General features: G+C 72.6%; 13 protein-coding genes (1 of these 13 running past the window's edge). 8 read left to right on the forward strand and 5 right to left on the reverse strand.

Annotation, left to right across the window (positions count from 1 at the left end; all coding sequences use genetic code 11):
* Together WMF17_RS11265 and WMF17_RS11270 are read left to right on the forward strand one after the other, a co-directional pair.
* On the forward strand, positions 1-450 hold the 3' portion of the coding sequence (locus WMF17_RS11265) for a hypothetical protein (RefSeq protein ID WP_437649350.1). The gene continues 276 nt to the left of window position 1, outside the view; 450 of the gene's 726 nt are visible here — the last part of the coding sequence; its start codon lies off the left edge, out of view; the stop codon is at positions 448-450.
* A gap of 162 nt (positions 451-612) precedes the next feature.
* Positions 613-987, forward strand: coding sequence for a zf-TFIIB domain-containing protein (locus WMF17_RS11270; RefSeq protein WP_437602040.1), 375 nt, complete (start codon positions 613-615; stop codon positions 985-987).
* A 38-nt stretch (positions 988-1,025) separates the two neighbouring features.
* On the opposite strand, the gene WMF17_RS11275 is transcribed toward WMF17_RS11270, so the two are convergent.
* The 5 genes from WMF17_RS11275 to WMF17_RS11295 all read right to left on the reverse strand — a co-directional run bounded on the left by WMF17_RS11275 (position 1,026) and on the right by WMF17_RS11295 (position 4,086).
* Positions 1,026-1,277, reverse strand: a complete 252-nt coding sequence (locus WMF17_RS11275) for a class II glutamine amidotransferase (RefSeq protein WP_437649352.1) — start codon at positions 1,275-1,277, stop codon at positions 1,026-1,028.
* Complete coding sequence (locus WMF17_RS11280) at positions 1,256-2,422, reverse strand: hypothetical protein (protein ID WP_437649354.1); 1,167 nt, start codon at positions 2,420-2,422, stop codon at positions 1,256-1,258. Before WMF17_RS11280 ends, WMF17_RS11275 begins: the two co-directional genes overlap by 22 nt.
* 7 nt (positions 2,423-2,429) lie before the next feature.
* Entirely contained in the window at positions 2,430-2,663 is a 234-nt protein-coding gene (locus tag WMF17_RS11285; RefSeq protein WP_437602045.1) for a hypothetical protein, read from the reverse strand.
* A 281-nt stretch (positions 2,664-2,944) separates the two neighbouring features.
* Positions 2,945-3,394 carry a hypothetical protein gene (locus tag WMF17_RS11290; RefSeq protein ID WP_437602046.1) on the reverse strand — a complete coding sequence of 150 codons (450 nt, stop codon included), beginning with the start codon at positions 3,392-3,394 and terminating at the stop codon, positions 2,945-2,947.
* Positions 3,391-4,086 (reverse strand): 6-phosphofructokinase, encoded by a 696-nt coding sequence (locus tag WMF17_RS11295; protein WP_437649356.1) that lies wholly within the window; start codon positions 4,084-4,086, stop codon positions 3,391-3,393. Before WMF17_RS11295 ends, WMF17_RS11290 begins: the two co-directional genes overlap by 4 nt.
* Before the next feature lie 270 nt (positions 4,087-4,356).
* Here WMF17_RS11295 and WMF17_RS11300 point away from each other — a divergent pair, with 270 nt between their 5' ends.
* The 6 genes from WMF17_RS11300 (at position 4,357) to WMF17_RS11325 (ending at position 12,642) form a co-directional block, all read left to right on the forward strand.
* On the forward strand, positions 4,357-5,598 hold the full coding sequence (locus tag WMF17_RS11300) for a methyltransferase (protein ID WP_437649357.1): 1,242 nt from the start codon (positions 4,357-4,359) through the stop codon (positions 5,596-5,598).
* Positions 5,599-5,893: 295 nt separating this feature from the next.
* Positions 5,894-6,874, forward strand: coding sequence for an ABC transporter substrate-binding protein (locus tag WMF17_RS11305; protein WP_437602048.1), 981 nt, complete (start codon positions 5,894-5,896; stop codon positions 6,872-6,874).
* A 166-nt stretch (positions 6,875-7,040) separates the two neighbouring features.
* Positions 7,041-8,156 carry a 3,4-dihydroxy-2-butanone-4-phosphate synthase gene (ribB, locus tag WMF17_RS11310; protein WP_437649359.1) on the forward strand — a complete coding sequence of 372 codons (1,116 nt, stop codon included), beginning with the start codon at positions 7,041-7,043 and terminating at the stop codon, positions 8,154-8,156.
* A 20-nt stretch (positions 8,157-8,176) separates the two neighbouring features.
* The gene (locus WMF17_RS11315) at positions 8,177-9,037 is read left to right on the forward strand and encodes a fumarylacetoacetate hydrolase family protein (protein ID WP_437602050.1); all 861 of its coding nucleotides are present in this window, start codon (positions 8,177-8,179) and stop codon (positions 9,035-9,037) included.
* Positions 9,038-9,190: 153 nt separating this feature from the next.
* Entirely contained in the window at positions 9,191-10,696 is a 1,506-nt protein-coding gene (locus WMF17_RS11320) for an aldehyde dehydrogenase (NADP(+)) (protein ID WP_437649361.1), read from the forward strand.
* Positions 10,693-12,642 (forward strand): YjhG/YagF family D-xylonate dehydratase, encoded by a 1,950-nt coding sequence (locus tag WMF17_RS11325; protein WP_437649362.1) that lies wholly within the window; start codon positions 10,693-10,695, stop codon positions 12,640-12,642. Before WMF17_RS11320 ends, WMF17_RS11325 begins: the two co-directional genes overlap by 4 nt.
* Positions 12,643-12,658 lie beyond the last annotated feature (16 nt).

Below are 12,658 nucleotides of genomic sequence, written 5' to 3' on the forward strand. Positions count from 1 at the left end.
GCCACGGCAGGCAAGGACCTCGCGGGCGCCGTCGCGGCGAACCGGCTCGGGCACTTCAACCTCGTCAAGCACGGCAGCACCTCGGGACCGCAGAAATACTGGTTCGCGATCGATCGCGTCTCGACGCTCCCCGACGATCTCGTCATGGCCACGACCGAGGTCGGGATGCTCGGCGCGATGAACCTCGAGAAGACGATCGTCGACCTGGCCGGCCTCAACGACCGGCGCTTCGCGCTCGAGCCGTTCTCCGCGGACAGGCTCTTCGAGGCCTACAAGCCCGATCTCATCTACATGCCACATCCTCATTACGTGAAGATGATCGATGACCTGGGGGCCCACCCGGAGATGTCCCGTTATGTCGCTACTCGCAGAAGAAGCTCGGGACAGCGCTGTTCGGCATCGCCGTCCGGCGCGACGGCCCCTACTTCGAGCGATTGCAGCAGATCGTGAAGAAGAAGCTGGGCTCGAAATGACGCCCGCGGCGCGAGGTCGCTCGTCCAGGCGCTGCGGCTCGCGCCGGACTGCTCCGCGTGACGCCGGCTCTTCACGCGCTCCGACCCGTCTGATAGCATCGAGCCGGACCGCGGCGCCCGCCGCACTGGAGAGCGCGACGTGAACTGCCCGAAATGCACGGCCTCGATGGATGTCATCACCTTCGGCGGGGTCGATGTCGACCGGTGTACCGCGTGCGGCGGGATCTGGTTCGACAGCCGTGAGAAGGAGTCGCTCAAGGCCATGGAGGGCTCGCAGCAGATCGACACCGGCGACCCCGCGGTGGGGCGGAAGAACAACCAGATCCGGCGGGTGCCGTGCGCCCGCTGCTCGACGCCGATGGTGCGCATGGTCGACCCGCAGCAGCCGCACATCTGGTACGAGAGCTGCAGCGTCTGCGGCGGCGTCTACTTCGATGCCGGCGAGTTCCGCGATTACAAGGAACACACGCTGAGCGATTTCTTCCGGGACCTGTTCGCGCGCCCGCGCGGCTGACCGCGATCCGCCGTCCGGCGCCGCGGATGGAAGCCGCCTCAGCCGTGCAGCTCAGCCGTGAGGCGCCTGCCCGGCGCCCCCCGGGAGCTCGCTCGACACGGGGGCCTCGGGGCCGGAGGCCTGGGGAACGACGCCAGGAGCTCGCCGGCGCGGAACACCCAGAGGGTGCCGGGCGTCGCCTTGCGCCAGAGCTCGTCGCGCGTGAGCGGCTCGGTGGCCACGACCGCCATGCGCGCGTCGGGGCCGAGGCCCTGGATGTCGTTGAAATTCACCTTGAGGTCGGCGTCCACGAGCGTGGCCTCGCCGAACGGGGCCTGGCGGAGGATGCAGGACAGCACACATGGCGCATATCCTCCCGTGGCGTGCGCGCATCGTCGACGATCAAGAGCCCTGTGACGCCGCCGCCCGCAGAGACGTTGCTCACCGCCGAGGCCGACAGCCGCACCATGGCGCCCTCCATGCGACCGGCGAACACGAAGGGGCAAAGGTCGAAGTAGACCTCCTCCTCCACGAGGCCGCCGCCTCGGAGCGTCGGCATGCGCGCCGTGCGCGCGCGGCTGCGCTCCTGCACGATCGTGCGCTGATCCGCGGCGCCGCGGACAGCCTTCCTCCACGCGTCCGAAGGCGTCTGCCACCCGAGCAGCACGCCTTTGCCGCCGTACTCGTCGTTCGGCTTCAGCACGAAGCTCTCCTGCTCGCCGAGGACGAGCTCGACTCCGCCGGCGGAGAGGCGGTCGCCGTCGATCTCGAGCTGGCCCGGATCGAGGATCAGCGTCCGGTGCCCCTCGGCCGAGAACAGCCCGGAGAGCACCTTGAACTCGGCCGAGGTGTCGACAGCGGCCCGGTCGACGATGGCTATCGTCGGCCTCGCCTCGCGCCCGCCCCACGCAGCGTACCCCTCGCGCAGGGCGCGCAGGAGCACCCGGTGCGGCGCCGGCGTGCGCACGCCTGGCCCGCCCCGGAGCGGCGCCAGGTGGGGGAGCGCCATCAGCGTCTGCTCGACGAGGAGCTGGTCGGTGATGCCAGCGGGGGAGTCGGCGTTGTACTCGATGAAGGAAAAGCCGCCCTCGGTGACCAGCATGTCGAGCCGCCCGACCGTGAGGAACGGCCCCTCGCCGGGATCGAGGGCGGCGAGGGCGCGCTCGTCCGCGGAGAGCCCCAGCTCCTCGGCGAGCGCGGCGTCCTCGAGCGCGCGCCGCGCGACGCGCTCGAGCGCGGCGGCGATCCGCTCGGCGGCGCGCGCGACCGCGGCGTAGTCCTGCGCCGCGATGAGGTAGGGCCGCAGGTGGCGGCACAGCGCGCGCGCGCCGTGCACCAGCCCGAGCCTCCACTGGCCGTCGAGGAACGACGCGAACCGCGCCGCGTCCATCGCATCGGGCGCGGCCAGCCGAGCGTCGATCTGCTCGGCGAGCGATCGTGTGGCGTCCCAGGTCATGGCGACCTCATGTCGCGCCGGCGCCCGGGATCGCCCAGGCGTGCACGGGGTTGCCGGAGTCGACCTCGGCCATGTACCGCTCGAGCATGCGCCGGAGCGCCTCCTCGCGCGGTAGATGGCCCAGGCCGAACCCCGGCCGGCTGAGCACCATCTCCAGCGCGGTGAGGTGCTGCTGGAGGCGCGCTTTGAACAGCCCGTAATCGACGGTCCTGAAGTGATCTTGCTGGATCTCGATGCCCAAGGGACCTCCCGCGGCGATCTCGGCGAGAGCTGAGCCGCTGTTCTTCACGGCGAGCGCCGTGGGGTGGAGGGTCGTCCGTCGCCGGGATCGCGATGTTCCCGGCTCTGCGCAGTGCAAACACAGGGCCAGGACCGGCGGCCTCGGCGCGAAGGACGCCGGAGAAGGGCCGCCTGGCGGCGTTGGGCTCGATCGATGTGGCGCAGGTGCGGCCTGTGGCGAAACGCACCGTGGGGGGGGGTTGCTCGGCGGCGCCGTTCACCGGCCGGCCGCGCAACGGCAGGTCACTGTTCGACGTGCGGGACGCGCTCGACGACGCACTGCCCCGCCTTGCAGCGGGCGACCGAGTCCTCCTTCGGCGCCATGCACTTGGCGACCGGGCAGCTCTCGGCGGCGCAGCTCGCGGCGCGCCACTGCTGGAGCGCCGCGAGCGCGTCGCGGTGGAACGCCTGGTCGCACGGCGGGCACAGCTGGTCGCAGCACTGCCCGGCCCGCGCGCAGGACGCCACACAGTCGGCGTCCGCCTCGCATCGCGGCTCGGTCGCCGCGCCGCTGCCGTCGGCCGACGCGCCGCTGCCGTCGCCCGGTGCGGCGCCGGTCGCGGCGGGGTCCTGCGTCCGAGGCATTGCGTCGACCGCCGGCGGGGCCTGCGCCGGGGCTTCCTTGTGACAGCCGGCGGCGAGACCGGCGAGACCGACGAGCATGAGGGACGGCGAGAGCGACAGGGGCTTCATGCCGGCCATGATGGCACGGGAGGCGGTCGTCCTGGGGTCCGTGGGGCAGGGGACCATTGCCGCGCAGTCGGGCAGGGCTCCCGGACGGGCGTGCCTCGACGCCGCTGCTCCCATCGACGCGGTCGACGCGAGCCGCGCGATATGGCGCCGCGGAGGGTGCCGTCCCCGCCGACGACGAAGAGCACGTTGATGCCGAGGGGCGCGAGCGTGTCGACCATCTGGTGCGGGTCCTGGTTGCCGCGCGAGGTGCCGCGGACGGTGCCGCCCATGCGGTGGATCTCCTCGACATTGCGCGGTTCCAGGCGCATCGGGGCGTGCCCGAAGCGGGCCGCGAGCCCCTCGTAGCCGTAGCGGAAGCCGAAGATCTCCTGCACGCCGTAGCTGTGCGCCATCGTGAGCACGAGCCCGCGGATGACGTTGTTCACGCCGGGGCACAGCCCGCCGCACGTCACGATGCCGGCGCGCATCTCCCTCGGCTCCCAGAAGACGCGGTTGCGCGGCCCGGCCAGCTCGAACGCCGGCGGCCGCGGGCCGGAGGCGCCCGCCAGGACGGCGGACAGGCGATCGTCGAACAGCACCTTGTCGGCCTCAGCGACGTACACCGTGGCCTTCTCGCCGAGCTTCTCGGCGACGGGCGAGGGGTACCGGCAGGGGCCGAGATCCTTGATGGCGAGATCGGCAGAGGTCGCCACGTGGAAGGCCTCCTGGGGAGGGGAACACCGCCCCCCTCGGCGAGCGCCGCCGCGGGGAGGCCGTCATGGTCGCCCGGCGCCTGTTTCGGCGGTATTTCGGGGGCGAGACGCTGTCGTAACGTCCTGACCGTCCCCCCCCGGACCGCGCGCCACGTCGCTCGCGCGGGGGGGCCAGCTAGTCCCCCGCCGGCCCAGCGGCACCCGCGCGATCGAGGCGCCTTCCTGGCGCCGCGCGGATCCGGTAGTCCTCGCCCTGCTCCGGTTCCCCGCATGCTCCCGTCGAACACGCCTCTCCCCGTCGCCCAGCGCCTCGCGCGCGCCCTCGAGGTGCTGGCGCCGGCGCTCGATATCGTCGAGGCGCGCGTCGACGAGGGCGCGCCGCCGGCCTGGTGCGAGGCGCGGGGCTGGACGGGCTTCCTCCTCTCGCTCACGGACGGCGAGCTCGCCCGCTGTGAGGCCGACGGGCTCGCGGCGTGCATCGACGGCCTCGACGGCGCGCCGGCGAGCCTCAGGGCCCTGGCGGGCGCCGCGGACGAGGCCGCGAGGCTGCCGCGGCGGCCGGTTCAGCCGCTCCCGCCGGCGTCGCTGGACGAGCTCCGGGCGGTGCCGGCGCGCAAGCGGCTCCAGCTCGAGGCCCTGCTCGGCGCCGTGGCTCCCATGGCCGTCCGCGCCCGCCGCCTCGTCGACGTGGGCGCGGGGCACGGGCACTTCACCCGCCTGGCCGCCGCGCGCTTCGATCGCGACGCGATCGGCCTCGAGCGCGAGCCCGACCGCGTCGCGACGGCCTCCGCGCTGGCCGCCGGGGGCCGGGCGCGCTTCGTGGCGTTCGACGCCTTCCAGCAGGCGCTCGCGTTCGCGCCGGACGACCTGCCGGTCGGCCTGCACGCCTGCGGGGAGCTCGGGGATCGCATGGTGACGGCGGCGGCGGCGGCGCGCTGCGATCTCGCGCTCGTCTCGTGCTGCTTGCAGAAGATCGGCGCCCCGGCCCGCGCCCCCCTCTCGGCGGCGGCAAGGGCCGCGGGGCTCGTCCTCCGGCGCGAGGCGCTGGGCCTCACCAACCTCACGGCGCGCCGCGCGGGGGTCGAGGCCAGCCTGGACGAGGAGCTCGCGGCGCGCGAGCGGCGGCACGCGCTGCTCTCGCTGCTCCGCGGCCGCGGGCTCGACGTCGCCCTGGGCGAGGAGATGCGCGGGATCAACCGGCGTCGCGCGCACGGCGGCCTGCGCGAGCTCGCGGCGCGGGCGCTCGAGCTGCGGGGCCTCTCGCCGGCGACCGAGGTCGAGCTCCGCGAGCGCGAGCGCGCGGCGCGCGCGGCGTTCGGCCGGATGCGCCGGCTCACGCTGCCGCGCTCTCTCCTGGCCCGCCTCACGGAGGTCGCCGTCGCGCTCGACCGCGCGATGGCGCTCGGCGAGCAGGGTCACGAGGTCGAGGCGGCGATCGTCTTCGACCCCGAGGTGACGCCGAGGAACGTCGCGATCTTCGCGAGCGCGCGGCCGGGAGGGCTCGGCGGCTGACTCCGAGCCGCCCCGGCCGCGCGCGCCCGGCCCGGGGCGAGCCGCGCTGGGGCACGCTCCGCCGCGCGCGGCGCCCCGCCTGGCCTACACGGTGTCCCCCCGCCAGCATCGTTGCGGATCGAGTGCTCCCCTGGAAGCAGCACGACGCGCCGGACCGCTGATTTCAGGGGCTCCAGCGGGTGGCATGTCCGGTGCACATGGCCGCACCATGGATAGACGTCAGTTCTTGGGAGGCGCTGCGGCGGCGGTTTCCGGAGCGCTCCTGGCAGGCAGCGCCCAGGCCGCTGGGCCCAGTGTGATCCGTGTTGGCGTGCCGGGCGTCGGCGTGGGCAATCGCCCCGTCACCGGGGGCAGCTATTTCAGCCTCTTGCACCTCCAGGGGACCCTGGCCGAGGAGTTCAAGAAGGACGGCATCGAGGTCAAGTGGAGCTTCTTCCGCGGCGCCGGTCCGGCCGTGAACGAGGCGGTGGCGAACAACCTGCTCGACATCTGGACTCACGGTCACCTGCCCTCGGTGGTCGGCCGGGCCAGCGGCCTCAAGACGCGGCTCCTGGCCAGCGCCAGCCGGCGCGGCCACGCCTATCTGGTGGTGCCCGCGGACTCGCAGATCAACGGGGTCCGTGATCTGCGCGGCAAGAAGGTGGCCTACCAGAAGGGCACGGCCACCCAGCTCTCAGCGAACCGCGTCCTCGAGGGCCACGGCCTGACCGAGAAGGACATCCGCTCCATCAGCATGGACACGGCGACGGCGACGGCGGCGCTGGCCACGAAGGACGTCGACGCGGTGTTCGGCGGCACGAGCTTCCTCTCCCTGCGCGATCAGGGGATCGCCAAGATCGTCTACTCGACGAAGGGCGATTCTCCGACCTACCCGAGCAATTCAGGCGTCGTCGCGCGGGAGGACTTCATCAACGAGCACCCCGGCATCGTGCAGCGCATCATCACCACCGCGGTGAGGTCCGCGGCGTGGGTCTCGGACGAGAAGAACCGCACGCAGGCCTTCCAGCTGTGGTCGAAGTCGGGCACGCCCTTCTCGAACTTCAAGGAAGCGCAGCAGGGCGAGGACATGAAGCAGAACGCCAGCCCGCTGCTCGACGAGTACGCCATCGCCCGGTACAAGTCGGCGGTCGCCGATTCGAAGAAATTCGGCCTGATCAGGAGCACCTTCGACGTCGAGTCCTGGACCGATCGGCGCTTCCTCAACCGCGCGCTGAAGGACCTCGGCCACGAGCGCTTCTGGGTGGAGTGGGACGCGAACGGCAAGCCGAAGGGGTGACGGCGCGCGGCCCGCGCGCTGCGGCCCGCCCCAGCGCAGCGCCCCGGCGCACGCGTCGAGCCGCCGTCGCGAGGAGCCATCGCGCGCTCCCTCGAGCCTCGACGGCCTCTCGCAGCGGGAAAGCAGGATTCAACGCTCAGGCGCAAAGAGGCAAGGGATAGGGTGCATGGCAGTTTCGTCATCAGCGGTGCGTGTGCAGGCTGCCGTCGAGCAGCTCCGGTCCGGCGGCATGGTGATCCTCGTCGACGACGAGGCGCGCGAGGACGAGGGAGATCTCGTCGTCCTGGCGGAGCACGCGACGCCGGCCGCCATCAATTTCATGGCGACCCACGGCCGGGGGCTGATCTGCCTCGCGCTCACGGAAGAGCAGGTGGACCGCCTCGGGCTGCCGCTCATGGCGACCCGGGCCGGCTCCCGCCGGACGACGGCGTTCACGGTGAGCATCGAGGCGCGCGAGGGCGTCACGACCGGCATCAGCGCCCGCGACCGGGCGCGCACCGTCGCGGCCGCCATCGCCCGGGGCGCGGCGCCGCGCGACGTCGTGTCGCCGGGGCACGTCTTCCCGCTCCGGGCGCGCCGCGACGGGGTGCTCGAGCGCGAAGGGCACACCGAGGGCGCGGTCGACCTGGCGCGGCTCGCCGGGGCGACCCCGGCCGCCGTCATCTGCGAAATCATGAATGATGACGGGACGATGGCGCGCCGCCGGGACCTCTCGCGCTTCGCGGCGCGCCACGGGGTGCCGTTCGTCGCCATCGGGGACGTCATCCGCCACAGGGTGCAGCGCGAGGACGTCGCCACGCGCGTCCGGACCACCCCGTTCCGGCCCGCGGGCCTGAGCGGCGAGTGGCGGGCGCACACGTACAGGCTGCGTCGCGAGCGGCAGCTGCTCCTCCTGACGCACGGCGCGCCGGCGCCCGCCGACGCCCGCGCCATCGTGTACACCCACCGCGCGGCGCTCGTCTCGGACCTCCTCGGCGACGCCGACCTGTTCGGCGCCCTGCGGGACATCGAGGCCGCCGGCTCCGGCGCGGTGGTCTACATCCCCTCGTCGGCCGACCCGGGCGCCGACGACACCGCCGGCCTCGAGCTCGCCGTCGCCGCGCGCGAGCTGGGGGCGCTCGGGTACCGCCGGGTGACGCTCCTCGACTCGAGGCCGTTCCGGCCCGCCGGGTCAAGGAGAGAGATCGACCTCGAGACCGGCGATCCGCCGGGCGCGGTCTGGGTCGGCGCGCACGAGAGGCGCAGCGGCGAGAGCGAAAAAGTGGCTTTACAGATCGTGTAAGAGGTGGATCATGCGGTGACATGAAAGTGTTTCGGTTTGCAGGTGGCGGCGGGCCGCGCCTCGGGCTCGAGGACGAGCGGGGAGCGCGTCACGATCTCACGGCGGCGTCCCCGGAGGCGTTCGCGTCCGTCGCCTCGTGGCTCGCCTTGCCCGATCCCCTCGGCGCTGTGCGCGACGCGCGCGCCACAGCCCACCCCCTCCCGCCCGACGTCCCGCTGCTCGCCCCGATCGACGTGCAGGAGGTCTGGGCGGCGGGCGTCACCTACGAGCGCTCGCGCAACGCGCGCAAAGAAGAGAGCGCCGGCGGCGGCGACTTCTATGACCGCGTGTACGACGCCGAGCGCCCGGAGCTGTTCTTCAAGGCGATGCCCCGCCTGGTCGCCGGCCCGGGCGCACCGGTGCGCGTCCGGCGCGACTCGAGCTGGAACGTGCCCGAGCCGGAGCTCTCGCTCGTCGTGTCCGCGGCGGGCCGCATCGTCGGCTACACGGCCGGCAACGACGTCTCGTCGCGGTCCATCGAGGGCGACAACCCCCTCTACCTGCCGCAGGCGAAGGTCTACGACGGCTGCTGCGCGCTCGGCCCCGTCATCGCGCTCGCGGACGAGCCCGGGCTGGATCTGCGCGCGCTCCCCATCGAGCTCGCGATCCGGCGCAGGGGGGAGGCGGTGTTCACGGGGGAGACCTCGACCGCGAGGATGCGGCGCTCGCCCGAGGAGCTCGTCGCCTACCTCATGCGCGAGCTGAGCTTCCCCGCGGGCGTCGTCCTGATGACCGGGACCGGCATCGTGCCGCCAGACTCGTTCACCCTGGAGCCTGGCGACCTCGTGGAGATCACGATCCGCGGCGTCGGAACGCTGGCGAATCCGATATCTCAAGGTTGACGAGGCGCATCTTGCGAAGAGCACGCGGCTCGATGCGTTCCTCCTCGTTTCCGCGTAGGCCCCCGAGTACGTTCACGCCCCAGGAGAAGAATGAAATGCTGCGTTCGATCGATCCGGCTGGCACGCTCGTGAGCTTCGCTTCCCGCTGACCCCATGGAATTCTTCGCCCACAACGCCGCCACCGGGGAAAAACTCGGCGCCTACCGCGACGCCACCGCCGCCGAGATCGACGCCGCCGCCCGCGCCGCCGCCGCGGCGGAGCGGGCCTTCGCCGGCCTCGCGCCGGAGATGCGCGCCCGGTTCCTGGAGACCGCCGCCGACGAGATCATGGCGCTCGGCGAGGTCCTGATCCAGACCGCACACAGGGAAACCGGGCTGCCCGTCGCCCGCCTCGAAGGCGAACGCGGCCGCACCACCGGCCAGCTGCGCCTCTTCGCCGCCGTCGTGCGCGAGGGCTCCTGGGTCGATGCCCGGATCGATCCCGCGCTGCCGGATCGCAAGCCGCTCCCGCGCCCCGACGTGCGCCGCATGCTGCGGCCGATCGGCCCGGTCGCCGTCTTCGGCGCGAGCAATTTCCCCCTCGCGTTCTCCGTTGCCGGCGGCGACACCGCCTCCGCCCTCGCCGCAGGCAACCCGGTCGTGGTCAAGGCCCACCCGGCGCATCCCGGCACCTCCGACCTCGTGGCCTCGGCCCTGCGCTCCGCCGTTCAGAAGGCGAACCTGCCTGCCGGCGTCTTCGGCATGGTGCACGGTGCCTCGCCCGAGGTCTCGCTCGCGCTTGTGCGCCACGAGGCCATCCAGGCGGTGGCCTTCACCGGGTCCACCCGCGCCGGTCGCGCCCTCTATGACGCCGCCGCCGCCCGCCCGCGGCCCATCCCCGTCTTTGCCGAGATGAGCAGCATCAACCCGCTGGTCGTGCTGCCCGGCGCGCTGCGCGAGCGCCGCGACGCGATCGCCGAGGCGCTGGTCGGCTCGTGCACGCTCGGCGTCGGCCAGTTCTGCACCAAGCCGGGCCTTGTCCTGGGGTTGGCCTCCCCTGAATGGGATGCGTTTGCGCAGTCGGTCTCCAGCCGAGCCCGCGCCGTCACCCCCGGTGTGATGCTGCACGCCGGTATCCAGGCGTCGTTCGACCGCTCCGTGCGGGAGCTGCAAGGGGTGGCGTGGCTGACCGACACCGGCGCGCGCGTCGCTCGCGTCTCCGCCGCCGACTTCGCGCGGCAGCCGCACCTCGCGCACGAGATCTTCGGACCGTACACGCTGCTCGTCACCGCTTCGAGCCGCGGAGAGCTACTTCAGCTCCTCGGCGCGCTCGATGGCCAGCTCACCGCCACGCTTCACGGGACCGCCGACGATCTCGCCGCCGCCCAGGACCTTGTCGATGTCCTCAGCCGGGTCGCGGGCCGCCTTGTCTTCAATGGCTACCCGACGGGCGTGGAGGTGTCGCACGCCATGCACCACGGCGGGCCGTATCCAGCGAGCAGTGACGCGCGCTTCACCTCGGTTGGAGCCGCGGCCATCCTGCGCTTCGCAGGTCCCGTCTGCTACCAGTCGTGTCCGCCCGCGCTGCTCCCGTTGGAGCTGCGCGACGAGAATCCGCTCGGGATATCACGGCTCGTCGATGGCCGCGCCACCCGTGACCCCATCGCGCCCCGCGCATGAACCACGACCCGGTGTTCGAGTCCGGCAGCGAGGCGATCTACACCCTGCGCACCACCGCGCCCGGACCGTCGGGGCGCCTCCCGCTCGGGGCCGAGCAGCTACGCGCCATGTCCAGCGGCGAGCTGTTCGGCTGGACCCAGAATGCCGGGATGGGGTGGGATCCTGCGCGCCTGAGCGGGAAGCAGTTCCTCGTGCTCAGCACGCAGGGGGGGATCCGCGCGCCCGACGGCACGCCGATCGCGCTTGGGTACCACACGGGGCATTGGGAGGTGGGGCTGCTCATGGAGGAGGCCGCCCGCACGTTCACGGCCAGCGGAGCCATTCCGTTCGCCGGCTATGTCAGCGATCCGTGCGACGGGCGGACCAATGGCACCGTCGGCATGCTCGACAGCCTCGCTTACCGCAATGACGCCGCCATTGTATTCAGAAGGCTGATCCGCTCGCTGCCCACCCGCCGAGGCGTGCTCGGCGTCGCCACCTGCGACAAGGGCTTGCCGGCCATGTTGATGGCGCTCGCCGGCACGCTCGACCTCCCCGCGGTGCTCGTGCCGGGAGGCGTCACGCTCCTCGCCGAGGAGGCGGAGGACACCGCCAAGGTCCAGACCCTCGCGGCGCGCTATGCGCGCGGGGAGGTGAGCCTCGACCACGCCGCCGAGATGGGCTGCCGCGCCTGCGGTTCCCCCGGCGGCGGCTGCCAGTTCATGGGGACGGCCGCGACGAGCCAGGTGGTGGCGGAGGCGCTCGGCCTCGCCCTCCCGCACGGCGCGCTCAGCCCTTCGGGCGCCGAGATATGGCGCGACCTCGCCCGCCGTTCGGCGCACGCGCTCATGGCCCTCGAGCGACGTGGCGTGACCACGCGGGACATCGTCACCGACGATTCCATCCACAACGCCATGGTGCTGCATGCCGCCGTCGGCGGGTCGACGAATCTGGTGCTCCATGTGCCGGCCATCGCCCATGCGGCCGGACTCCGACGCCCCACGGTGGACGACTGGGCGCGCGTCAACGCCCTCGTTCCGCGCCTGGTGGACGTGCTGCCCAACGGGCCCCGACACTATGCCACGGTGCAGGTCTTCCTCGCGGGAGGCGTCCCGGAGGTCATGCTCCATCTGCGCGCGCTTGGCCTGCTGCGGCTCGGCGCGCGTACCGTGAGCGGCCTCACGTTGGGCGAGAACCTCGAGTGGTGGGAACACAGCGAGCGGCGCCGGCGCCTGCGCGACAAACTGCGGCAGCTGGACGGCATCGACCCGGACGACGTGATCATGTCCGCCGGGACGGCACGCGAGCGCGGGCTCACCAGCACGGTGACCTTTTTGCGCGGCAACCTCGCGCCCGAGGGAGCGCTCGTGAAGAGCACCGCGATTGCTCCCCAGGGGATCGGACCGGACGGCGTCTATCTGCACGAAGGACCTGCGCGCGTGTTCGGCAGCGAGCACGCGGCGATCGAGGCGATCAAGACGGGCGCGGTGCAGCCGGGTGACGTGATGGTGTTGATCGGCATCGGTCCCGGTATCGGAATGCCGGAGACCTACCAGATCACCTCCGCCCTCAAGCACGTGAAGGACGGGCACCGTATCCCCCTGGTCACGGACGGTCGTTTTTCCGGCGTCTCCACCGGGGCGTGCATCGGCCACGTCAGCCCGGAGGCGTGGGCGGGGGGGCCCATCGGCCGCGTGCGCGACGGCGACCGCATCAGGCTGCGGATCGACACGCGCAGGCTGGAGGGGACGGTGGACGTCGTGGGCGTGGAGGACGGCGGTCTTGCCGCCCGTTCGCCCAATCCAGCCCTTCAACCGGACGGCCGAGTGAACCCGGATACGCGGTTGTGGGCTGCGCTTCAGGATGCCAGCGGCGGCAGCTGGGGTGGTTGCGTCTATGATGCGGAGCGCATCATCGGGCTCCTCGGTCGCGCCATCGCCGCTGAGCGGAGCTCCTCTGGCACATAGGCTTCTGATGTGGCGT

The organism is Sorangium sp. So ce362 (assembly GCF_051519845.1).
GTDB lineage: Bacteria > Myxococcota_A > Polyangia > Polyangiales > Polyangiaceae > Sorangium.

Bases quoted from the DNA above. Each gene is read 5' to 3' on its own strand.
- WMF17_RS11280 (WP_437649354.1), bottom strand. From the start codon at position 2,422: ATGACCTGGGACGCCACACGATCGCTCGCCGAGCAGATCGACGCTCGG.
- WMF17_RS11290 (WP_437602046.1), bottom strand. From the start codon at position 3,394: ATGAAGCCCCTGTCGCTCTCGCCGTCCCTCATGCTCGTCGGTCTCGCC.
- WMF17_RS11300 (WP_437649357.1), top strand. From the start codon at position 4,357: ATGCTCCCGTCGAACACGCCTCTCCCCGTCGCCCAGCGCCTCGCGCGC.
- ribB (WP_437649359.1), top strand. From the start codon at position 7,041: ATGGCAGTTTCGTCATCAGCGGTGCGTGTGCAGGCTGCCGTCGAGCAG.
- WMF17_RS11315 (WP_437602050.1), top strand. From the start codon at position 8,177: ATGAAAGTGTTTCGGTTTGCAGGTGGCGGCGGGCCGCGCCTCGGGCTC.
- WMF17_RS11320 (WP_437649361.1), top strand. From the start codon at position 9,191: ATGGAATTCTTCGCCCACAACGCCGCCACCGGGGAAAAACTCGGCGCC.
- WMF17_RS11325 (WP_437649362.1), top strand. From the start codon at position 10,693: ATGAACCACGACCCGGTGTTCGAGTCCGGCAGCGAGGCGATCTACACC.